Raw genomic sequence first — 23527 nt, 5'->3', positions numbered from 1 at the left:
CTAAGCAGACTGAGCAAGGAACTCGTTGGTAAGAATATTCTGCGACCACTTTTCTCGCCAACTTTTGGGGATAAAGCGGAGCCGATTCAGCTCGCGCACCATCTCCTGAGCCAGTGATGCCTGGTCTTTTAAATTCAATATCGAGCCTAACAAGGTGATTGAAGGCGAATCAATCAATTGCATGGCTTTTTCAAGTTGACTGGAAGACGTTTTTCCACCCATCACCACGAGTGCTGTCTGGTCACAAGCGCTCGCAACGACTTGTGCAGGAATATTTCCTCTATTGACTTGCAGCAGCGGTGACGTGTCGCATATAACTCGGTCGTATTGGCAAAGCCATTGTTTGACCGCGGCTCTCAGATGTGTGGGATCTTTGTAAGCCAGAACTGCTGATTGGTTGTTCGGCACGATTAACCCGGTAAACATTTGTCGCGTTGAAGCGTGCGCGACCAAAGAACCAATCTGATTGTCGATGTCTGGTGTGATATCAATGCATTCGAAAGCTGGGTGGAAGGTATTAAGATCCACCACCAAGGTTCGGTGACCCGCGAGCAGATAACGCTCCGCCAGTGCAGCGACGACGGAAGTCACGCCATCGCCAGATTGACATGCGGTAATGCATAATGAGCGACTGTCACGCATTTCTGCTGCAAGATAGATTTGCTCTATTTCTGTATGAGTTGCAGGAATAATCATTATAGAGCTCCTATTAACACGATGGTTGTCGTTAGGCGCAGAATGTCTTCAAGACCCACGCGTGCTTTTTCGATGATACTTTCGTTTCGATCGGGCACATAGATGGTATCGCCAGCTCGCAGTACCGGAAGTTTGTAAATGTTGGCAGTTTTACTAAAGTCTACCAGGTCAAAGGTTCTTGCTTGTCCTTGGCAACAAGACATATTGACGATCGAGATCTTCTCTAAGTAGGCTCGATCAGACGGGCCGCCCGCTTCGGCAAGTAAGTCCAGCAAGGTCATGTTGTCGTCAAATACATATCGACCTGGATTATTGACTGCTCCTAGTACGCGTACCGTTGACTCCTTAGAACGATCCAACCAAATCTTATCTTTTTCAGGGATGTAAATGGTGTCGCCCATGGTGACATTTGGAAGTAAGCTTTCATCCCCAGTCTCAAAGTATAACGATAGGTTAAGCTTGCTTACTTTGGAATAGCTTTTGTCGCGATGTGTGATACGAATGTTGTGGATATCCGCGTCTTTTGTTGGGCCATCTGCCGCAGACAAAATATCGAGGAAATGCATATCCTTAGTGAAGCGGTAGCGGCCAGGGGCATTGACTTGTCCAAATACATAAATGGATGCATCTGAGCTTTGGCGAACCCATTGCGATTTGTTGTCGGAAGGATCTTGCGGTAGATCGTGTACACGTACAATCGCACCAGCACTGATGTTAGGTAATTCGCTGTTCGGCGCGCCTTTTAGAATGAAATCATCGAGATCGAATATGTGTAGCTGATTATCAGCGGCGACTACTTCAATTTTCGAGGTGTCCGCGCGAAGGGTTGGGCCGCCAACATGAGATAGCAAGTCCATAAGATCCATTTCATCTGACCACTCAACACGTCCGGGGCGAACCACTTCTCCAATCACACTGACGGCGCGATTGGGCGCAATTTTCAGCCAAGACTTTTCGTTCATGTCTGTTTTCTCAGGAACGAAGATCGCATCTCCCGGGCCAATTTTAGGCGGGCTTTTACGAGTCAGACCTTCAGTGAACGCGGTTAAATCAAATTTGATCACCTGACCGTTGGACTTAATGACCCGAATCTGGCGTGATTCTGCGTAACGAGTAGGACCGCCTGCATTAGCCAGAATATCCATAAACGACGCGTTCTTCTTACCTTCATAGGCACCTGGGCTCGCCACTTCACCCATAATGTAAACCACGTTCGCGCCTGCTTTGATCTCTTCTTCTTGTTTAGGAACGAAGATGGTGGTTCCCGGTGTTAGTGGCGGCAGCAATGAGATATCACCGCTATCGAGATAGGTTTTAAGGTTAAACAGCTTAGGGGTATTGTCTGAAATGACACGTATTTGTTCGACAGAGGCATAGCGAGTAACGCCGCCAGCTCGCATTATAATGTCAACCAGATCGCTATTGGCTTTAAAGCTGAATGAACCCGGCGCGTTTACTTCACCAAACACTTTAATTGCTGTTCGGCCGTCGGCGCTGTCACCAGCGTTAGCGAGTTTGTTCGCATCGAACTCTTGCTCGATATTACCGACCAGTGGAGACGCAGGAACAAATATCGTATCAAGTGAGATCAGCTCAGGTAGCAGTGATTCATCACCTGTATCGAGAAACGTTTTGTAGTTAAAGGTGATCTTATCTTTGCCACGTTTGATAAACAGACTGTTGAGCTGCGCGCCGGAGCGTAATCCGCTCGCTGCGTGAATGGCCATTTGGACATCAGAAGACTTAGATAAAGTGTATTCGCCCGGAGAGGTCACATACCCTTGTACCGAGACTAAAATTTGTTGCTCAGCGATATAGACAGATGCAGAGGATAGGTCTCGATACACTTTCTCCAGAGATTCTTTAACGGCTTGTTCAAGCTGAGCTTCACTGTAACCCGCGACGTATAGCGCGCCAACTTCAGGCAGAGTGATGCGGCCACGCTTGTCGACTTGAAAGCCTTTATTTAACGATGACTCACCGGGTAAGTTGACCTGAATGAGATCGCCAATTTGTACTCGTTCTTCATTCGCGTGCGCCACAGAGAAAACTGAAGTAAGAAGAAGTAGGGCAATTAGGTTAATCCATTTCATTGTAAGCCTCCCTGCAAACGCTGCTTGGTTTGTTCTTGAGTATCCACCACTTCGATGCTTACGCGGCGGTTGGTAAGACGGACACCTTCCGATTCACCCTCATAGAGAGGAAGCGTGTCGCCGACCGATTGTGTTTCTATACGTTTCGGATTGAGACCAAAAATGGTTAGGTAGCGCTTGACTTGATTCGCACGTCCCATGGCAAGTTCCTGGTTGTACTGACCATCACCTACAGAATCAGCGTGACCAGTAACTTTGAGGTTTAAGCTTTGGTGCTCGTTTAAGATGTTCGCGGATTGGGCTAGGTGGCCCATATACTTTGGATTTACTTCTGTGGAATTAAATGCAAACTGATTATCGACGTTAAGCAAGCTATAAAGTTGATCAATCATAGCTAAGCGCTTCTGAAATGCATTTTCATCCATAGGAGGTACACACTTGGTCTGTGAGGTCGCATAGTCCAGTTGAAGTTCCAGTTCATTAAGACGCTTGCGCTGAATAACAATGTCGTTGGCAGCATCAAGCAGTAAACCACCTTCAAGCTCTCTAGCGATTCGGTTTTGTTTCTCCAACGCTTGTACAACCGCAGCCGGGAAACACCAACGCGCGCCTTCGCTGATCAAAGAGTCTAATTGCAGCTTGGTCAGTTGCCAGTCAAACCGAAGTCCGTGCTCAGGACCGAGGGGCTCATCTGGCATTACGGGTGTAAAATTTGATTGGATGTAGTTTTCCCCAAGACCACCACGGCCTTCCTCTGGGTAACTACTGCATCCAACCACGGCAGTCATAGATACAGCTAGGGCTATGTGTTTGAAAGAAAAGTTCATGCCAACGTCCTTTGTCAGTGATCGTTATTTAGTAAGTTCGAGAGTTAACCGGTATCGCTTGGTTAATGCGCAATAGATTCATTATTTCGAGAGGTTGGCCTGAAGCGTTTTCAATACGCATGCTTCTCTGATTCTCGACAAGCCGTTTATATAGGTACACGATCGCACCTACGCCTGATGAATCAAGAAACTGGACCCTGCTGAAGTCAACTTCTATTTCTCGAGATGAGGGCTCAGCCAAAATTTCATCAATGTGTGGCTGCGCCTGGCGGCTACCGTCTGCGTCAAGGTTCCCGTTGATTACCCATGTCATGATAGTGTCGTTTGTTTCAATTTTACGAAGTTCCATAATCGTATCTCCTGCTAGTGTTTACAGCAGGATTGCAGGTAGTGTGCCAAAGTTTATATATCTAAATATCAATTAGTTAGATTGTTTCTTGGAGGGGTTCTCAAAATGAGAAAATGGAAGTTTCAAAATGACAATCAGAAAACGACGCTTATTTATGGCTTTGTTGCGGAATTCAATTTGAGAGCGAATACTAGCAAAATCGTTTACATTTCAAACGACATACTGAGTTTCGGGCATATCTATCCCTGTTAGCTTGTTGAGTGCTTTGATCATTGCGTATGTCTCCCCAACTTGTGCATTGTAATTTCGAAGCGTGAGTGAAGCGCCTAGTAGTTGTTTTACGCTATATATAGCGGTCACCGACAATGAACGCCTGTGGTAACCATATTTCGTTTCCACTTTTTGTTCGAACCATAGAGCTATTGGCAACCAACCGCCAGATTACGTGGATGACCTTTTTCCCAGAAGGCGGCTCCTTCACGTGGAGGGATTAGAGGTATCGCTTTCTTAACCCTAATCGCCCTGTGGCACTCCCTTGTATCGTATGCGCCATCTCCCGAAATTTCTTTGATGGATCGGCGTGTTTGTTTGAGTAAATTTGGGAGTACTTCCGCATCTGTCACGCCTGAAAGTGTCAGTTCAGCTGCAATAATTTCATGAGTGTCAGTATCAACAGCAAGATGGAGTTTACGCCAGACTCGACGCTTACCATCGGTTCCGTGCTTTTTCACTTTCCATTCGCCCTCACCGTATACTTTGAGCCCAGTTGCATCAATAGCCAGGTGTTGGATAGCCCCTCGTGATGAGGCTTTGAAATTAACCTCTACATCCTTAGCTCGGCGACTGATGCAAGTATAGTGGGGACAAACCAATGGGACGTTCGCCAATCTAAAAACAGAGTCGATAAAGCCTTGTAGCGCCCTTAAAGGTAAGGAAAAAATACCCTTTACCATGAGAGCAGACGTGATAGCGAGATCACTAAACAATCTTGGTCTATCACGTTTATCCTGTTTAGATTGTTTCCATTCAGATATGGCCTCTTCGTCAATCCAAAACGTGAGTGAACCTCTGTTGATCAAGGCGTTATTGTACTTGCACCAGTTAGTGCTTTTGCAGCGAGGCTTCGGCATGTAATCAAAGTCAGTGAACGAATGTCCCTGATCTGATCGTAAGATTCTGATTTAGTTCATTCGATTTCCGCAACAAAGCCTTCTACCGCAAGTTATGGGATAAGTTCGAGATGTCAGCGAACCCATGATTATGAAGCTTTCTATCACAGATTCTCTTTTGCTTACCATGAGAAGAAGTAATGCGATTCCAGCGGTACGGTCTGCCTCTAGGTAATCACGCTAATGCAGAAAGGGGCAAAAGGCTTTCATCAGCTCCTTGATAGAGCGACGACGCTCTCCTCAAAACCCTAAGCCTTTATCATCAACAAAAACAATGCCCCAACTCTGCTTTTCAAGCGTTACAACTTGATATCGAACCTAACGGGAATGTGGCAGGAGTCTTATTTGGCTGGAGTGCTGAATAGCCAGTTGTCGCTTAAATAGCACAAACTAAATGAAAAGCTTACAAAGTCACGATATCCTAGCAACATAATAAAGCAACCTGAGCTCAGGTTGAGACAGCCCCCATAGTTACAGTAGAAAGTTATGGCAGAAAGTGAATTCGAATGAAGTTTATCCATACCTCAGATTGGCACCTAGGCCGACAGTTCCACAACGTTTCATTATTAGAAGATCAACAAGCGGTTCTCGAACAGTTGATCAAATACATCGAAGATAATCCTGTCGATGCGGTCGTGGTAGCAGGGGATGTATATGACCGCTCTGTACCGCCTACGGTCGCAATTGAATTATTGGATCGGGTGGTGAATCGAATTTGTACTGAGCTTAAAACGCCGATGATTTTGATTTCTGGTAATCACGATGGTGCAGAACGTTTGGGCTTTGGGTCTGAACAGATGAAGAATGCAGGCTTACACATCATCAGCAATTTCGATGACATGCTTTCTCCTGTGTTGATTACGACCAAATCAGCGGGTGAAGTAGCACTTTACGGCATGCCGTATAACGATCCTGAGCAAGTGAGATTTGCTTATCAAGAACCAGTATCAACTCATGATGAAGCGCATAAACTCTTGGTTGAGAAGATTACCGAACAGTTTCAGCCAGAGCAAAAGAACGTACTCGTTAGCCACTGTTTTGTTGATGGGGCGATTGAGTCTGAATCTGAGCGCCCACTTTCTATCGGTGGTTCTGATCGCGTCAGTCATGAGCATTTCCTAGGTTTCGACTACGTTGCTCTTGGACATTTGCATCAGCCTCAGAAAAAGGGAGAAGAGTACATTCGCTACTCTGGTTCTCTAATGAAATACAGCTTTGGCGAACAGAACCAAAAGAAAGGGTTCACGCTGGTGGAGATTAATGAGAAAGGCTTTGCTTCTGCTGAACATGTTGAGCTTATTGCGCCTCATGAGATGCGTATTATTGAAGGTGAGTTAGAACAGGTCATCGAGAAAGGGAAAACGGATCCCAAGAATGAAGATTATCTGCTTGTTCGTCTTATGGATAAACACGCCATTTTGAACCCGATGGAAAAGCTTCGCGCGGTTTACCCAAATGTTTTGCACCTTGAGAAGCCAGGCATGCTGATCGGAGTAGAACAAGAAATGGGGCAAGCTAAACTTGCTCGCAGCGAAATTGATATGTTCCGTGATTTCTTTATTGAAGCGCAGGACAGCGAGTTATCAAAAGAACAAGAGCAAGCTGTCAACGACATCATCAAGCAACTTTCACAGCAGTAAGGACCAAAGATGAAGCCTATTAAACTCACAATGCAAGCTTTTGGTCCATTCGCAAAAACGGAAACCATCGATTTCGAGAAGCTTGGTAGCAACCCGCTGTTTTTAATAAATGGTCCAACTGGGTCGGGAAAAACGTCGATCCTAGATGCGATTTGTTTCGCTCTTTATGGTGAAACCACAGGTAATGAGCGTCAGGGCACTCAGATGCGATGTGATTTGTCGGCGTCGGATCTGCCTACAGAGGTGACACTGGAATTTTCATTACATGGCAAGGTTTACCGAGTTATTCGCTCTCCGGAACAAGAAGCCCCGAAAGCACGTGGCGACGGCATGACGGTGCGAAAGCACATGGCATCACTCTATGAGCTCGGCGATAGCGAGAAACTGATTACCAGTAAAACCACGCAGGTTAAAACCGAGATTACTAACATTATTGGCTTAACCGAAACGCAGTTTCGCCAAGTAATGGTGCTGCCGCAAGGTAAGTTTCGTGAGCTATTGCTGGCGAGTTCGAAAGACCGTGAAGAGATTTTCGGTCAGCTATTCCAGACAGATATCTACAAAAAAATTGAGTACGCGCTTAAGGATAAAGCGAGTGCGATCAGTAAAGCAAAGAATGAGTTTGATAACCAGATTCGAGGCGCATTGCAAGTCGCAGGAGTGAGTTCAGAAGAAGAACTGGTTCAGCAACGAGACGTCATTTCTGAGCAGCTTAAAGCAGAGACAAAGAGTGAACAAGCCGCTCTGGAAACGCTCAACAGAATTAAGTCGGAACTGCAAAAAGCTCAAGCGCTTTCTGGGGAGTTTACTCGTCGGGAGCAAGCGGAAGCGTCACTAGAATTGCATTTAGAGAATACGGAAGCGATAAACGCGCGCCATGAGCAACTAGATAGAGCCAAGAGCGCGAGTAAAATTGAGTTGCAGTATGTCTCACTTCAGAACGCCAAGACTCAATCACAAGAGTTAACTCACAAGATTACAGCGCTAAGTCAGAATTTAACTGACGCCGCGAATGTTGTAACGGGCAAAGAAACTGAGCTGAAAAATGCTAAGCAGAATGCTGAACAAGTTCCTCAATTAACACAGTCACAATTTAATCTCGAAGGAATGAAAGAGAAGCTGATTGAAAAAGCGGACTTAGAAGCAAAAATAGCCAATGGGTTACAAGAAAAGCAGCAGTTTGACGCGAAACTACAGCAATATATCACTTTGAAAGACAAGCTGGCCCTAGAAGCGCAGCAGGGACAAAAGGCACTGGATCAAGCTCGTATAGATGTGGCTTTAGTCGGTGGTATTGATGCTGAAATCAAGCAAAAGCAACGCCTTTTACAAGATGTGCAAAAACTATCTGGCTTGAAGCAAGAGTTGGCGAAACATGATGCTTTAACTGCTGGCAGACAACAAGAGGTCGCGCAAGCGAACCAATGGTATGTGCAGGCGCAACAAGCAGCTGATCGATTAGAACTGAAATGGCACAACGCGCAAGCTGCGGTTTTAGCTCAAAGGCTGCAAGCAGGAGAAGCATGTCCGGTTTGTGGCAGTATCGAGCATCCTCATCTCGCGCAGTTTAGCGAGGATGAGGTAACGAAAGAGCAAGTACAGGCTGCTCGCGCACAGGAGCGTGATGCTCTGGCGGCTTACAATAAGCTCAATAACCAGTTGGAGCAGCATTACATTGTCGTTCGACAATACCAAATGCAAGTGGATGAGATTGCTAGGGAGCTTGGCGAACATGCCACAATTGAAGTAGCTCAGATACAAGATGAACTTCAATCACTTAATGAAAAGCTACAAAGGCTGACTGCTATTGATATTCCGAAGTTGGAACAAAATGTTGAGCAGCTTAATCAACGTTGCACCGTTGGCGAAACCAAGATCAACGAGCTGCAGAATCAAATGGCAGCAAATGAATCGACGATCAAGGCGAATCAAGAGCAGTTAAATAAATTGTTGGCAAACCTTGACCCGAAATACAGTTCGGTAGAGGTACTTGAGCTCGAAATCACTCAAATCAAGGAGCAGATTAAGCGTTTGAATGCCAGTTTGGAAACCGCGCAAAATCAGTTACAACAAGCAATCTTGTCTAAATCGAACATCGAAAGTCAGTTAGCTACCAACAAGCAATGGTTAACCGAATCAGATCAAAAACTTAATGAAGCACAATTGAATTGGCAAAAGGCGCTGAATGAAAGTCGCTTTGACGATGAAGCGAGCTACGTTCAGAGCAAAGCAACAGATCAAGAAGTGCAGGCTTGGCAGAAAGAAATCGATGAATTTAAGCAAACTCAAATAAAACTTGAGCAAACGCTTAGCGACTTAAATCAAGCACTCAATGATCTCGAAAACCCCGATCTTGAAGCGATTAATGCCAGCTTAAACACTCAACAAGCGCTGTATGTTGAAGCGAGAAACAAACTGGATTCTGTGCGTTCTATTTTTGAACGTATTGAAAAGGTACGCAGTGATATAGCTAGCTTACATGAGAAGAACAGCAAGCTAGAAGAAGAGTACAAAGTCTTTGGTACGCTTTATGACGTGGCGAGTGGCAAAACAGGTAGCCGTATCAGTCTGCATCGTTTTGTGCTCGGTGTTCTTCTGGATGATGTTTTGATTCAATCTTCGCAGCGATTAAGTTTGATGAGTAAAGGCCGATACATTCTTGCACGTAAAACGGAAGGGTTTAAAGGAGCTGCAGGGCGTGGCCTTGATCTCGTGGTTGAAGATGGCTACACCGGTAAAACGCGGGATGTTGCGACTCTATCAGGTGGTGAGTCATTTATGGCCGCATTGGCATTAGCACTCGGCTTGTCTGATGTCGTGCAGTCATACAGTGGCGGTATTCGCTTAGATACGTTGTTCATTGATGAAGGTTTCGGCAGTTTAGATCCAGAGTCGTTGGATCTTGCGATTCAAACCTTAGTTGATTTGCAGCAAACGGGTCGTATGATCGGCGTTATTTCACATGTATCAGAGCTCAAGGAGCAGATGGCACAGCGAATTGATGTAGAACCGTCGCGAGTTGGCTCAACGGTTTCGGTGAGATCTCAAATGGCCTTCGCTGACTAACAAATATTCCAATCCTATCTACGAATGCTTTGTCGCAATCACCAACATGTGCGGCAAAGCGTATTCTCTCCAGGTTTTTCAATTTTACAGTTTTGACCCCCGCAATTCTTCGACGCAATGGTTAACTAAAGTCGCTAGGAACTTTAAGTAATTTTAAACACTTAGCATTATGCTTGATAAAAACATCAATAATATGTATGCAAATGGTTGTATTGCGCATAACCTGAAGCTATATATTATACGTGTTTCATAACACATATCTCCCGATAAAGAAGTCACATTCGGGTTCATATTTCGCCTGAAAAGGAGCGTAATTATGGCCATCGGCGACGAGCTATCCAGCATAGATTTTGAATCTATGATAGGCGGCCCACTCAATGCAGTGGTTCGCGCCCAAGCCCAATCAGCACAAACATCTGTTGACTTCATTAAGTCTGTCGGTTTTGACGCCGAAAGCAATGAACCAACGATGATCACTTTCAGTTACATGAAGGCAGTTGAGATAAGGAATGATCAAGGGGAAGTAACAGGGACTGAACCGAAAAAGTTTGACCTGACAGTTCCTATATTGACGATGTTGCCCATTCCGTTTATTCGCGTTGAAGAAACGACGATTGCATTCAATGCAAAAATAAACTCGGTACAACAGTCGACAACCTCCTCCTCACACGATCTAAACACGAAACTTTCAGTCAAAGCGGGTTGGGGTCCTGTATCTGCCAAACTGAGCGCGAGTTACTCGTATAAAAAATCTACGTCAAGTTCATCGAAAATTGAACGTACCTACAGTCTGTCCGTTAATGTTCGAGCCGTTCAAGATGAATTGCCAGCAGGTACGGAGAAGTTACTCGGCATTCTTGAAAACTCGATAACAGAAGTTGAATCAGCCGCTTAAATCACATGGCTAACATGTTTTGAAAAATGAATAGGGAGGTTGTATGTCTGAGTTAAGTGAAGTCTTAGGTGCGTTGATGATCAGTTTGGTTCATGCGCGCAGGCTTGCCGATGAAGAGACGGCAGCGGTTGCTGAGTATTATAAAGATCATCCTTTGCTCGAAGGTATGAGTCTCCCGCGAGTGCGGGTACCGGAGCTAACCATTGATATGCCGTTGACGATTGACAAACAAGTCCCTGCAAAATCTGCAGAGCTCGATAGTCCGCGTGTTTTACACCAAGCCTTAATGACCCAGCTAACTAAGTCTTTAGATGATGAGGACATACTCAGCCGAACTAAAACGTTTCAAAATAACTTTGATAAAGAGGTAAAACTTGCACTGGAAAATGTAACCGAACGTCAGCGTAGTGGTGACGTTCGGATTACTAAAGAAAGTCTGGTTCGCGCGGTAGATGGTGCGTTTCAAAAAGCACTAAAGAAAAGTGGTTCTGTACAGGAAATCCCTTATGAGCGACTAGAGTCTGTGAGTAAGCAATTGCGACACCGTATTTCCGCAATCGCGCTTAAGTCTCAATCTATTCCGCCAGCACTACAAACCAGTGTGGTTAGCTCTCAGGTAAAAGAAAGCGCTACCCCGTACAATGCTATTCGCTTAAACATCACGATTCGTGAAGAGGGCCTAGAATGGGCGACCAGCATTGAGAATGGAAAAACGAAAAGCAAACTTTTACCGGAGTAATTATGCAATCGGTGCTAAAAGAAACCATTATCGCAAGGCTATTACTTTTGCCACAACTCAGCGATAAATACCTTGCGCAAGACCCGAGCTATGTATTTGACGTTGCGCTTTGGCTAAAACAAACCGAGCAAAAGTTAGAGCCGATGCGCAGCCCGATGGTGTCGACTCTCGCGTCATTGCGTGGGCTGCTGGAGGCCTGCGATGATGGGTATCAAGATGATAAGGTACTAAATTCAAGTCGAAGTAAACGCAAAGGTAAGCGTGCATTGGCTGCGTCTTTATTGACGAGAGCCGATACGATTCTCAATGCTGAATTGAAACGTATCGACAATCATTTTTCAGAAGTTAACGATAAGCTAGCACAATTGCTCGCATTGGTATTCGCCCATCAACCTTTACCAATTGTGCAAAATATTACGACTGGATATCTGGATTCAATTTGGAAAACTCTGGGCGAGCACGAAGAAACTAAATCCATGTATTTATACCTGCAAGCGCGTATTAGTGCGACTGACAGGCGCTATCTTTTGAGGCATTTGCTGTTAAATATGATTCCTGAAACCGCTTAGTGACTCATATGCATTCAGCTTGTGTTTACTCAATTACTTGATTTGGCCTCATCATAACGTTGTTGCGCGTTCAAGATATCTCCCAGGTTTGACTCAATCCAGTCAACTAACTGTTCTACTTTATGAGCGACTTCTGTGCCTTTGTCTGTCAGGCAATACTCAACATGCGGTGGAACCACAGGGTGTGCAATACGTAAGACAAATCCATCTGCCTCTAATGCTTGTAAGGTTTGCGAAAGCATTTTTTCGCTGACACCTGTGATTTTTTTTCGAAGTTCACTGAATCGATGTGTTCCGCCAAGTAGCGCGAACAACACCAGTACGCCCCAACGACTGGTTACATCTTGCAATATGCTGCGAGAAGGGCACTCCTTCGCGAGTACATTTCCGCGGATGAATTTTTCTGATAACAAGCCACCCACACTTTCGTTCGTGTTTTCTCTCATGATTTCAATCGCCTTTTCTGAAAATGACACATTATTTCATACTTACCAAAAAGTACGTACTTACTAAAAGTAAGTTAGTGTGGCAAATTATACACAAACGGGCTCATCATTAACAGACGAGGAAAAGTACAATGATCGCAGTTACAGGCGCTACCGGCCAATTAGGCCAATTAGTCATTAAACATTTATTGAACAAAATCGAACCTCAGCAAATAGTGGCTTTAGTTCGCAATATAGATAAAGCGAATTCACTGACATCATTAGGTGTTCAGGTTCGTCAAGCCGATTACTCAAAACCTGACACATTAGCCGATGCTTTGAATGGCGTAACTAAACTACTACTGATCTCATCTAGCGAAGTAGGTCAGCGTGCAGTTCAACACAAAAATGTTATTGATGCAGCAAAGCAGGCAAACGTTGAATTACTTGCTTACACCAGCCTTTTACACGCTGATACATCACCGCTGGCCCTAGCAGAAGAGCATGTCGAAACAGAAGCGTATTTACTGCAGGCAAACGTACCTTATGTGCTTCTACGTAATGGTTGGTACACGGAGAACTATTTAGCGAGTGTCGCGCCTGCCTTGGCGAATGGTGGTTTTATTGGTTGTGCAAAAGATGGAAAAATAAGCTCTGCAGCTCGTGAAGATTATGCTGAAGCGGCAGCTGCAGTACTGACGAGCGAAGAGCCTCAAAGTGGCAAAGTTTATGAGCTATCGGGTGATGCAGCGTACACACTGACTGAGCTAAGTACGTTAATCAGTGAAAAGTCAGGAAAAGCAATTCCTTACATTAATATGGAAGAAGCGGATTTTGCCAAAGCACTAGAAGGCGCTGGATTACCAGGACCATTTGCCGCTGTTCTCGCGAACTCAGATACGGGAGCATCTAATGGAGCCCTATACGATGATAGTAAAACGCTCAGCGCGTTGATCGGTCGCCCAACCAAGTCATTAGAGCAATTAATCGCTGATTACATTTAATCAATTCAAACAATATCAATGAGGTCGCGTAAAGTAAGACATACGCGACCTTTAACTCAAAGCGCTTTTGGGCTTAATGGTAACTCCTCTTCTCTAGCTCTCTTTATCCTTGTTTTTATCCTAGATAATTACATTGAAACGAACTTATCGACACCCAGTCGTATATTTTCTGCAAACACTTTTGCGAGTTGAGACATTGGCTTATGAGATGGCGTAAGGATAGCGTGATCAAATATTACCGATGGTGCAAACCTACGAAACACAATATCCCCATGCCCAGATTTGTATAGCTTGTAACTTGCGGCACTTATTGGGTCACAAATACAGGCACACAGCTTCTGCTCAACAAATTCGAGTCCTGAAATGTAGTTTTGCAGTTCAAACCTTGGACGGTATGTAGCACCATTCTCCTCGAACAGCATTCGAATATGTTCGCTCACCGAGTGACGACCATAGAGGGCAGCGAGAGGGAAGTCATCCAGATCGGTCGGGATAATTGTATCTTTTTGAGCGAGAGGATGATCTTTATGGATGGCGCAGACGCCTTCCAGTCGAATTGGCTCCACATTAAAAGAGTCGCGATCTTTCGGTAGCTCCGAATAGCCAATATCGTACTGCTGGGATGCTACCCAGTCTTGTACCATTGTCGAACTTCTCATCATCATCGATACCTCCACCTCTGGTCTGCCTTTTACAAACTCTGCAATTAAATGAGGCATAAAAAAGAGTGCGGCTGCGGGCATGCAAGCGATACGCAGTTTACCCCTGGTGAGGTTTTTTACTTCCGCCATCAACTGCGTAGAGCGCGATAGTCGCTCAAGGATCGCATCTGTCTCTTCCAGTAAAAAATACGCTTCCGGGTTTGGTATCAATCTCCCTTTATGTCGCTCAAACAGAGCAAACCCAAGTTCACTCTCAAGACTCACCAGCATGGCACTGATCGCCGGTTGTGTTCGGCAAAGCGTTTTAGCCGCCACAGTAACCGATCCTGAACGCATTACGGTACGGAATGTTTCTAGTTGTTTGATCGAAATATTGCTCATGTCACCCTATAAGAAAAAATTATGACTTTAGAGAAATTTTAAATTTGTTTTTATTGATTGTCACCAGTAAATTAACGATACATTTACAAATACAACAAAAGGGAAATGTGCTGTGGAGCAAAAATTCAGATATCTGCTGACTTGCCTGATTGCGTCTGTTGCGTTGATGCAGTTTGTTCAGGTGGTTACGCGATATATCTTTGAGGTTCCTATCATGGGCCTGGAAGAGTCAATGGTAATCCCTACTGTTTGGCTCTATATGCTTGGCGCGGTGAATGCTTCTAGGGAAGACACGCAAATCCGTGCAAATGTATTGGAGATATTCATAAAGACAGAACGTGGACACACCATCCTAGCGTTGATTAGTGAAACGATCAGTCTTGTTATTTCAGCTTGGTTAACATACTGGGCGTGGGATTACGCCAAATACGCATGGAGAGTCTGGAAAGAGAGTCCGACGCTGTATATTCCAACGTTTTATCACGAGGTTTCCGTATTTATTGGATTGGCCTTGATCACTCTCTTTATCGCAATACATATCGTTAAGTTGTTTCGTCAACTTAAACAGTCTCCATCCTACACAGTGAGTAAGGTTTAAATTATGGTTGAAGTAGCTCTGTTAGCAGTGTCCGTTTTAGTCGTATTGCTAACGTTTGGCGTGCCATTACCGTTCTGTTTTGGCGGAGCATTAATGGTGATGAGCTTTGTCGGCGATATGTCGATGAAAGGGAATATGATGTGGGGCGCAGGACAATTAATGAATCCGGTTCTGCTAGCCATTCCACTGTTTGTGTTAGCCGGCACCATCATGAGCAGAAGCGGAATTGCCGCCAGTTTGCTCGGATTCGTTAACGTATTTGTTGGCCATATTCGAGGCGGTTTGGGCATCGTAGCTTCTGTAAGTTGTGCGATCATTGGTGCAATCTCGGGCAGTGGTTTGACCGGTGTGGCTGCTATCGGACCTTTGCTGATTCCTGAAATGGAAAAGCGTGGCTACCCAAGAGCATACGCAACGGCACTGATTGCAAACTCATCTATTTTGGGGCTGTTGATCCCACCAAGCGTGACGATGATTGTTTACGGCTGGGTGACAGACACATCTATCCTGGCGTGTTTCCTGGCAACATTAGGCCCAGGCTTAATGGTTACCTTTAACTTTGCTGTGATTAACCTTTTTATGGCGCGTAAGTTTCCGTTGATTCTGGACGATAAACCAACCGTGTCAGAGATTATTAAGCAAGCTTCAAACAAAACGTTTAACGCGATTCCAGCGTTGTTGATGCCAGTTATTATTTTAGGTGGTATTTACGGTGGCATTATGACTCCGACTGAGGCGGCAGCCGTAGCGGTTATCTATGCCGTACCCGTTGGTTTCATGATTTACAAAGGGTTGAGCTGGAAAACGCTTCTTGAATCAGGAAAAGAGTCGGCAACGGCAGTGGGTTCAATCATGTTTATGATTCTATTCAGCCTGATCCTTAGCCAGATGTTTGTCGTTGAAGATATTCCTCAACAACTCGTTGAAGCTATCTTTGGCATCACCGACAACAAAGCGCTACTCCTTATTTTCATCAATATATTGCTCTTTTTAGTCGGTATGGTGGTTAACGATCTGACGGCGATTATCCTCATCGCGCCACTGCTACTGCCGCTAATGACTGCTATTGGCATCAGCCCGATTCAATTTGCGGCCATTATGGGTGTGAATACCGCGATGGGTGGTGTAACACCTCCGTACGCATCGATTCTTTACCTAGGCGCTCGTATCGGTAACGTTAAGTTTTCCGAGGTTGTTGGCCCTGCAATGTTATTGATTTTACTAGGTTATATGCCAGTTGTGATCCTAACTTCATTCTGGTCAGATTTATCTCTGTACCTACCTACTGTGTTTGGTTATTAAAAGGAAATTACCATGACAAAAACAAGTAAGTTTGCACCATCAAAAGCACTGAAAAAATGCACTGTGATTGCGTCGTTAGTTGCTGCCTCATTAGCAGCCATTCCATCTCAGGCAACAACGCTAAAAATCAGCCACGTTCGCCCACAAGGTACTGTTGTCGATAACGATATCAAGCAGTTAAGCAGCGATTTGGAAGCGGCAACAGATGGTGACGTAAAACTGAGAATATACGCTGCAAACGCACTGGGCGATTACACATTAGTTCAGGAACGTATTTCCGTAGGTGCGGTCGACATGGCGTTGCAGCCAGCAGCAACGTCAACAGACAGAAGAATGCAACTTGGTGTGTTGCCGTTTCTAGCCAACAACTGGGAAGAAGCTAAGAACATCTATGGTACTGGCTCTCCAGTTCGTGTCGCCATGGAAGAGCTGTTTGAACAACAAGATATTACGTTACTTGCCGCTTACCCAGTTTATTTTGGGGGCATCTCGTTAAACCGTGACGCGATAGACGCAGGGGATCCGGATTCAGCGAAAGGTATTAAGCTGCGTGTACCTCCAGTTAAGAGCTTCCAGCTATTGGCAGATAATGTAGGTTACATAGGTTCACCGCTTCCATTTTCTGAGGCATTCACTGCAGTACAAACAGGGGTAGTAGACGGTGTTATCGGATCTGGTGCTGAAGGTTATTACGCGTCATTTCGTGATGTGACGAAAACGTACATACCTTTGAATACGCATTTTGAACTCTGGTACTTACTAATTAATTCTGAGCGCCTTGCAGATCTTGATGATGACGAACAACAAGCGCTTAAAACTGCGTCAGCGAAATTTGAATCTCGTCGTTGGGATGCGGCTCAAATCGATCAGAAAGAGAATGAGCAAAGACTTGTCGAAGCGGGTGCAACCATTGTTGAAATGACTCCTGAGCAGTTGAGTAAGACTGCGGAGAAAGTCCGTGCGACAGTTTGGCCTCAAATCATCAGCGATATGGGTTCTGACTGGAGTCAACCAATCCTGGACAAAGCGCTGAACTAAGCGAAACCCAAATTCACGGGGGCGAGCCTGCCCCCAAACTATCAGTCTGAAGAGAATGTTATGAAACCGGAATACATTGTTGTCGGTGGCGGTGTCGTGGGCTGCGCAGTGGCTTACGGGCTACTAAAAGCTGGCCATAAAGTTACCGTATTGGACGGTGGAGACAGCGCACATAGGGCATCTCGTGGAAACTTTGGCTTGGTGTGGCTCTCCAGCAAAGGGTTAGATGCACCGCACTACGCAGCTTGGACTCGCCGCTCTGTTAACTTGTGGAGAGGGTTGGCAGATGAGCTGGAAAAAGCGACAGGTGAAGATCTCAACCTAAAACAACAGGGCGGATACGACTTTCATTTCTGTGAGAAAGAGATGATGGCCAAAGCGAACCAATATGAGGCTCTAAGAAAAGCGTTAGGCACTGACCACCCTTATGAAGTCTGGAACAGAGACCAACTACTTAAAGAAGATCCATATATCGGCCCAGATGTGATTGGGGCGATCTTTGGCCCTGAAGATGGCCACGTTAATCCTTTAAAGCTACTCAAGGCATACACAAAAGCGATACAGGATCTCGGTGCGGATTTGATCACTGGTGTGAACGTAACTGATGTGAACAAAGACAGCAGCGGTAAATTTCAGGTCACGCTTGAAGATGGTTCCCAGTATCAAGGCGATAAAGTCATCCTTTCTGCGGGATTGGGCGCAGCGACACTTGGTCCGAAACTCGGATTTGTTGCGCCTATATCACCACAGAAAGGTCAGGTGCTGATTACCGAAAAGCTTGCTCCAACCTTGAAGCGACCTTCCGGCATTATTCGTCAGGTCGACGAGGGAGGCATTCAAATCGGCGACTCTAAAGAGAACGCGGGCTTTGATGACAGTGACACTCTTGATATGACGGCTGCCATTGCAGAACGTGCAATTGCTGTGTACCCATTCTTGGCGCAAACCAAATTGGTTCGTAGCTGGGGCGCTATCCGGATTATCTCGCCTGACGGTTTGCCCATTTACCAGCAATCTAAAACCAACTCAGGGGCCTACCTGATTAGTTGCCACAGTGGCATTACGTTGGCCGCGGTCCATTCGTATTTACTACCTCATTGGCTAGAGCAAACGGCTGATGCACCAAATTTGGAGTTGTTCAGTGAAGACAGATTCTAAGTTTCAACGGATATCAAGCTCGGGTAATCGACCTAATTCAGTTCGATTTTATTGGGAAGGTAAAGAATATTCTGCATTTGAAGGTGACACGATAGCTGTGGCACTTTTAGCTGCGGATGTGAACCACACACGCGAGACACCGCAATCAGGGTCACCTCGCGCACCGTTCTGCATGATGGGTAGTTGTTTTGAGTGTCGCGTAGAAGTTAATGGTGAACAGAATGTTCAAGCCTGCATGAATTTGATTGAAGACGGCATGACGATTAGCCGCCAAAGAACTTAACAGGAGAAATCATGCAAGTCGAAATGCAAAATGTGGTAGATGTGTGCGTGATTGGTGCTGGCCCGGCTGGTATGAAAGCCGCTGTGCGCTGTGCTCAGGCAGGTGCCAGCGTCACCGTTATTGATGAACAGCAACGTCCAGGCGGTCAAATCTATCGAGCGGTACAAGAAAATGGGCATCCTAACGGCGATATATTTGGTCCTGATTACCTTCGTGGAGCTGCGCTCGTCAAAGCTTTTAACCAAGCACCCATCAAACATATAGCTCAGGCAACGTTGTGGCGTATTGATGACGACAATACAGTGTATTGGAGTCAGCACGGAAAAGCACAAAAGGTTGTGGCTAAGCAGATCATTATTGCTACTGGTGCAATTGAACGCTCTTTTCCGTTTTCTGGCTGGACATTGCCAGGAGTGATGACGGCGGGTGCTTGTCAGATCATGATGAAAACATCAGGTTTGGTACCTAAACAGGCTGTTATGGTGGGAACCGGACCGCTACTTTATCTGTTAGCTGCGCAAATGATTGATGCTGGTGCACCACCAAAGGCGATTGTAGATACACAACAATCGGACAGCTATGTGAAAGCCATCAGTTATGCTGCAAATGCCTGGAAAGGGCGCAAGTACCTGATCAAAGGACTTGGCCTGTTAGCCAAGTTAAGTAAAGCAGGCATAAAGCGTTACACGGGCGTAACTGACATTGAGGCTGAGGGTTCTGAAAGTGTGAAACGCCTCAATTTTATATGTGGTGGAAAATCAATCTCATTAGAGACGGAAACGGTACTGGCGCATATTGGCGTGATTCCTAACGTGCAGTTAACCAGAGCAATGGGATTAGATCATTACTGGGACAAGCTGCAAGTCTGCTGGAAGCCTGCGCTGGATGATAACAACATGAGCTCTCGCCAAGGCGTTTACATTGCTGGAGACAGCGGTGGTATTGGCGGTGCGCTGGTGGCAGAACTACAAGGAGAGCTGGTTGCAGTGAGTGTGCTCAACTCGCTATCTATTGGGGATAGCCAGCATCATAACAGTGAGTCGGCAACACTTAAAAAGTCAATCCAGCATGAACTGGCTGTGCGCCCGTTTTTAGACACACTATATACACCGCCTAAACAAGCACTGGTGCCATCTGATAAAACCATTGTTTGCCGCTGTGAAGAAGTCACGGCTGGACAAATTAGACAGCATGCTGCCGATGGCGCAAATGGAATCAATCAAATTAAAACCTTTACCCGTTGTGGAATGGGACCATGCCAAGGCAGATATTGCGGCTCCACAGTGGCGCATATCATTAGTGACAAAGTCGGGTTATCGATGGAGCAGGTGGGCTACTACCGTCTTCGCAACCCAATAAAGCCATTAAAACTGGGTGAGCTAGCAAGCTTAACGCCAGCAAACAAATCATTTATGAAAAAGTATAAGAGTGAAGGAGTGAACAATGAGCGACATCCAAAGACAGTACACTAACCAGCGAATGAGCAAAGTAGTAATTCACAATGATACTGTTTACCTATGCGGCCAAGTTGGCGTCCGTGGAACCAGTGTTGCGGAACAAACCGAAGAAGCGCTGAAAAGAGTAGAAAGCCTGCTTATTGAAGCGGGTAGTGACCGAAAGCACGTACTGCAGACCATTGTATGGTTAGCCGATATGAAAGACTTTGATGAAATGAATGGTGTATGGGATCAGTGGTTTGAAGAAGGTTATGCGCCTGCCCGAGCATGTGGTGAAGCAAAACTTGCCAGTCCAGAACTCAAAGTGGAGCTTATTGTTACCGCTGCACTTAAAAAGTAAATTGCTGTTGCATTAAAGCCTATAAAAGCCCCTGAATGGGGCTTTTATAGGCTTTAATCACTGCTCGCAGAATGTACCTTTTTTGGGTTGCTGCGTGATGGCGTAGTTTCCATCTAGATTACGATATACAATCGTATTCCATACTGAGCTATCATCCATTTCAAACTCAATCGCATAGTTCACCCCGCTGACGATTTGCGCACGAACTTTAAGAATTTGTTTGAATGAAGAAAGCATATCCATTTCTTTCAGAACAAAGGCCATTGCCTTTTGAACGTCGGGTGTAGCTTCAAACTTTTTCCACCCACCTGGTATGTTTCTCTGAGTATTGCAAATATCTGCTGAGGCCGTTATTTCTGTCACGTCTTCTGGGCTGTTTGGTTGGCAACCAACCAGCAAAACCAAAAGTGCACAAGCTGACAATGTCTTTAACTTCATAACATAACCTCAATTTATATCGAGCAGTATTATAAAAATGTGAAAAGACGAGAAATGTCTATATTGTGCAAAGTTTCGATATGCATAAAGTTAATTTCCGGAATAAATTTCTGATTTTGTAGGAATCTTTGTAGGAACGATAGTTTTTATATCAAAAATTCATATGTACAAAGAATGATTGTCCTTAATGAATAAACGAATCTGGATTTATGATCTATTTTAGATCTTATACAGTAAAATCAGTAAGTAAGATAAACCGGGAACTCGTAATGAAATCATTAAAGTCACTGCTCCTATTGTCTGTTGTTGTTTTATTTGGTTGTACTTCAAAACCTGAAGGTGTAGAGCCTGTACAGAATTTTGAACTGAATCCTTATTTGGGTAAGTGGTATGAAATTGCCAGACTGGATCACTCTTTTGAGCGGGGACTATCCAATGTAACGGCGGAATATGAATTGCGTGAAGACGGTGGTGTGAAGGTGATAAACCGTGGCTATTCAAAAGAAAAACAAAGTTGGAAGCAAGCAGAAGGCAAAGCGTATTTCGTTGATGATATGTCGACAGGCCATTTAAAAGTCTCTTTCTTTGGTCCGTTTTACTCTTCCTATATCGTGTTTGACCTCGGTGAAAACTACGATTACGCGTTTATATCTGGCTTTAACCATGACTATCTTTGGTTATTATCGCGTAAGCCCGAGGTGGAATTAGCAACGCTTGAACGATTTAAGCAGATTGCCGAAGAAAAAGGCTTCAATATTGACGAGTTAATACTTGTTGAACAAAACCAATAAACTAACTGGTAAAAATAAAATATCCCCTTTAAAAAGGGGATATCAGATTGATGACGAACCCCACTTTTAAGGTGGGGTTCTGTTTTTTTTGCGGCCGCAGGCCGCGATCGCGATATTTTTTGTTAGATAAACTCTAGAGCGTTAGTGTTCTTAAATTGGCGTATATAAGTGAGGATTTGCGCTATTTCACCTCGATTTAGGCCGAGTTTACGCAGAGTGCTCACCACCAACGCTATCTTCTTGATGTTTTGAGCAGCCGCCGCCAACCAGCACTGCATCTGCACCTTGGCTAACCCTCGAAAGCGAGCGTATCGATGACCGTGATGTTGTTTTGCATCGGCGAAGCTTCTTTCTACCGTTTCACTTCTCCGCCTGTAGGTTTTCTTTCCATAAGCAGAGAGCCGCATCTGGTTGGCTCTATCCATGGCCTCCGTATAGATATGCCTCGTGATGACCTTCTTCATGTTTTTACTTTGAGTACAGTCATCACGCATTGGGCAGAACGCACATTCTTTAGGGTCTGAGTGATACTCTCGGTAAGCGCCGCGTGACGTCGTCTTGTAGATAAGGTCCTGTCCGTTGGGGCAACGATAGCTGTCTTTTTCTTTGTTATAGATAAAGTGTTTCTTCTTGAAGGCATTCTTTGTGCGTGATGGTCGGCGATAGCCGAACACGCCAAGTATCCCTCGGCGCTCAAGGGATTCAGCAACAGGGGCCGTGAAGTAACCGGCATCAAGACCAACGGCGATAGGATTGAGGTTAAACTGTTCAAGCGTGTGGTCGAGACGGCAGATATAAGGCTGGGAGTCATTGACATTCCCCGCGGTCGCATGGGTATCAACGATGATGCCATGCTGACCATCAACCGTGCGATGGTCGAGATAGAAGAACCCTTGCGGCTTATTGTCTCGGGTCATGAAGCCACTTTCTGGGTCAGTCGTACTGCTCTTCGTGTTATTAGCTTTCTGCTCAGAAGTTCGTTCTTTAAGTGGCTTCTTTCCCTCTTTTGCTCGGTCTAGTGCAACGTCTTCATCCAGCATATCTAAATATGCACTCGCTCGGACTGCCGTTTGTTTATTGGTGTGCTTGTTTTTGTTCGCGTTCGCTTTGAGGTGAGTGCTGTCAGTAAAGAGCTCTTGTCCAGCGACTAAGCCTTTAGCCATCGCTTGTTGAACGATGTTAATAAAGATACGTTCGAAGACATCCGTACCATTGAAGCGACGGATACGGTTTTGACTGAGTGTCGAGGCATGGATGACCTTTTCAGTGAGGGACATGCGGAGGAACCAACGATATGCGACATTCACTTCGATTTCTTTGACAAGCTGACGCTCGCTTTTTACGCCGAAGATGTACCCCAGTAGGATAATTTTGAATAGGCGGACAGGGTCTACAGGTGGTCGGCCATTGTCTTTGCAATAGAGGTGGGCGACTTCATCACGAATGAATTCAAAATCGATAGCAGAGTCAATTTTACGCACAAGGTGGTCTTTGGGAACAAGTTGTTCCATCGTCACCATTTCAAGTTCGTATTGTTGTGGAGAAGGTTCTTGAAGCATGTCGAGGTATCCAGATTTCGATACTCCTATTAGATCAAAGGACTAGCC

Annotated in this window: 22 protein-coding genes and 1 pseudogene; 14 read left to right on the top strand and 9 right to left on the bottom strand. The window is 45.2% G+C overall.

All coding sequences use genetic code 11. From position 1 onward, the window contains the following. The 5 genes and pseudogenes from WJM94_RS17000 to WJM94_RS16980 form a co-directional block, all read right to left on the bottom strand. Nucleotides 1-696, bottom strand: coding sequence for a chromosome partitioning protein ParA (locus tag WJM94_RS17000; protein WP_444495384.1), 696 nt, complete (start codon nt 694-696; stop codon nt 1-3). Then, nucleotides 696-2789: an SLBB domain-containing protein gene (locus tag WJM94_RS16995; RefSeq protein ID WP_444495383.1), complete on the bottom strand. Its 2094-nt coding sequence runs from the start codon at nt 2787-2789 to the stop codon at nt 696-698. The genes WJM94_RS17000 and WJM94_RS16995 overlap by 1 nt, the downstream gene beginning before the upstream one ends. Continuing rightward, on the bottom strand, nt 2786-3616 hold the full coding sequence (locus WJM94_RS16990) for an OmpA family protein (protein WP_065299837.1): 831 nt from the start codon (nt 3614-3616) through the stop codon (nt 2786-2788). The genes WJM94_RS16995 and WJM94_RS16990 overlap by 4 nt, the downstream gene beginning before the upstream one ends. A 28-nt stretch (nt 3617-3644) precedes the next feature. Then, a complete protein-coding gene (locus WJM94_RS16985; protein WP_444495382.1) occupies nt 3645-3965 on the bottom strand; it encodes an STAS domain-containing protein in 321 nt (106 codons plus the stop codon). 210 nt (nt 3966-4175) lie between these two features. After that, a pseudogene (locus WJM94_RS16980) lies at nt 4176-5095 on the bottom strand (IS5 family transposase). Nucleotides 5096-5640: 545 nt separating this feature from the next. Here WJM94_RS16980 and WJM94_RS16975 point away from each other — a divergent pair. From WJM94_RS16975 to WJM94_RS16955, 5 genes are all read left to right on the top strand, one after another. Next, entirely contained in the window at nt 5641-6774 is a 1134-nt protein-coding gene (locus WJM94_RS16975; protein ID WP_444495381.1) for an exonuclease SbcCD subunit D, read from the top strand. A gap of 9 nt (nt 6775-6783) precedes the next feature. Further along, the gene (locus WJM94_RS16970; RefSeq protein WP_444495380.1) at nt 6784-9840 is read left to right on the top strand and encodes an AAA family ATPase; all 3057 of its coding nucleotides are present in this window, start codon (nt 6784-6786) and stop codon (nt 9838-9840) included. A gap of 316 nt (nt 9841-10156) precedes the next feature. After that, nucleotides 10157-10735 (top strand): DUF2589 domain-containing protein, encoded by a 579-nt coding sequence (locus WJM94_RS16965; protein WP_444495379.1) that lies wholly within the window; start codon nt 10157-10159, stop codon nt 10733-10735. 43 nt (nt 10736-10778) lie between these two features. Then, complete coding sequence (locus tag WJM94_RS16960) at nt 10779-11474, top strand: amidase (protein ID WP_444495378.1); 696 nt, start codon at nt 10779-10781, stop codon at nt 11472-11474. A gap of 2 nt (nt 11475-11476) precedes the next feature. Continuing rightward, complete coding sequence (locus tag WJM94_RS16955; RefSeq protein WP_444495377.1) at nt 11477-12043, top strand: hypothetical protein; 567 nt, start codon at nt 11477-11479, stop codon at nt 12041-12043. Nucleotides 12044-12072: 29 nt separating this feature from the next. On the opposite strand, the gene WJM94_RS16950 is transcribed toward WJM94_RS16955, so the two are convergent. Continuing rightward, a complete protein-coding gene (locus WJM94_RS16950; RefSeq protein ID WP_444495376.1) occupies nt 12073-12489 on the bottom strand; it encodes a winged helix-turn-helix transcriptional regulator in 417 nt (138 codons plus the stop codon). A 131-nt stretch (nt 12490-12620) separates the two neighbouring features. Between WJM94_RS16950 and WJM94_RS16945 the strand changes: the two genes are divergently transcribed. After that, nucleotides 12621-13472: an SDR family oxidoreductase gene (locus tag WJM94_RS16945; RefSeq protein WP_444495375.1), complete on the top strand. Its 852-nt coding sequence runs from the start codon at nt 12621-12623 to the stop codon at nt 13470-13472. A 128-nt stretch (nt 13473-13600) separates the two neighbouring features. Here the strand turns inward: WJM94_RS16945 and WJM94_RS16940 are convergent, their stop codons facing one another. Further along, a complete protein-coding gene (locus WJM94_RS16940) occupies nt 13601-14515 on the bottom strand; it encodes a LysR substrate-binding domain-containing protein (protein WP_444495374.1) in 915 nt (304 codons plus the stop codon). A gap of 112 nt (nt 14516-14627) precedes the next feature. Between WJM94_RS16940 and WJM94_RS16935 the strand changes: the two genes are divergently transcribed. From WJM94_RS16935 to WJM94_RS16905, 7 genes are read left to right on the top strand one after another with little or no spacing between them, the layout of a single operon-like run. Next, the gene (locus tag WJM94_RS16935) at nt 14628-15113 is read left to right on the top strand and encodes a TRAP transporter small permease (RefSeq protein ID WP_444495373.1); all 486 of its coding nucleotides are present in this window, start codon (nt 14628-14630) and stop codon (nt 15111-15113) included. Between the two features lie 3 nt (nt 15114-15116). Continuing rightward, nucleotides 15117-16415: a TRAP transporter large permease gene (locus WJM94_RS16930; protein WP_444495372.1), complete on the top strand. Its 1299-nt coding sequence runs from the start codon at nt 15117-15119 to the stop codon at nt 16413-16415. 12 nt (nt 16416-16427) lie between these two features. Next, nucleotides 16428-17453 carry a TRAP transporter substrate-binding protein DctP gene (gene dctP / locus WJM94_RS16925; RefSeq protein WP_444495371.1) on the top strand — a complete coding sequence of 342 codons (1026 nt, stop codon included), beginning with the start codon at nt 16428-16430 and terminating at the stop codon, nt 17451-17453. A gap of 60 nt (nt 17454-17513) precedes the next feature. Beyond that, nucleotides 17514-18611 carry an NAD(P)/FAD-dependent oxidoreductase gene (locus WJM94_RS16920; protein WP_444495370.1) on the top strand — a complete coding sequence of 366 codons (1098 nt, stop codon included), beginning with the start codon at nt 17514-17516 and terminating at the stop codon, nt 18609-18611. Continuing rightward, nucleotides 18595-18894 (top strand): (2Fe-2S)-binding protein, encoded by a 300-nt coding sequence (locus WJM94_RS16915; RefSeq protein WP_444495369.1) that lies wholly within the window; start codon nt 18595-18597, stop codon nt 18892-18894. The genes WJM94_RS16920 and WJM94_RS16915 overlap by 17 nt, the downstream gene beginning before the upstream one ends. A gap of 11 nt (nt 18895-18905) precedes the next feature. After that, nucleotides 18906-20366, top strand: coding sequence for an FAD-dependent oxidoreductase (locus tag WJM94_RS16910; protein ID WP_444495368.1), 1461 nt, complete (start codon nt 18906-18908; stop codon nt 20364-20366). After that, a complete protein-coding gene (locus WJM94_RS16905) occupies nt 20338-20691 on the top strand; it encodes a RidA family protein (RefSeq protein WP_444495367.1) in 354 nt (117 codons plus the stop codon). Before WJM94_RS16910 ends, WJM94_RS16905 begins: the two co-directional genes overlap by 29 nt. A gap of 57 nt (nt 20692-20748) precedes the next feature. Here the strand turns inward: WJM94_RS16905 and WJM94_RS16900 are convergent, their stop codons facing one another. Then, complete coding sequence (locus WJM94_RS16900; RefSeq protein ID WP_444495366.1) at nt 20749-21129, bottom strand: cystatin domain-containing protein; 381 nt, start codon at nt 21127-21129, stop codon at nt 20749-20751. Between the two features lie 269 nt (nt 21130-21398). Here WJM94_RS16900 and WJM94_RS16895 point away from each other — a divergent pair, with 269 nt between their 5' ends. Further along, entirely contained in the window at nt 21399-21920 is a 522-nt protein-coding gene (locus WJM94_RS16895; RefSeq protein ID WP_444495365.1) for a lipocalin family protein, read from the top strand. A 122-nt stretch (nt 21921-22042) separates the two neighbouring features. Here WJM94_RS16895 and WJM94_RS16890 read toward each other — a convergent pair whose 3' ends face one another. After that, a complete protein-coding gene (locus tag WJM94_RS16890; RefSeq protein WP_444493534.1) occupies nt 22043-23479 on the bottom strand; it encodes an IS1182 family transposase in 1437 nt (478 codons plus the stop codon). Nucleotides 23480-23527: the final 48 nt, after the last annotated feature.

The organism is Vibrio sp. YIC-376 (assembly GCF_052353105.1).
Classification (GTDB): Bacteria; Pseudomonadota; Gammaproteobacteria; order Enterobacterales; family Vibrionaceae; genus Vibrio.
Note: the sequence above shows the minus strand (reverse complement) of the source record. Positions and strands in the feature narration are given on the sequence as shown.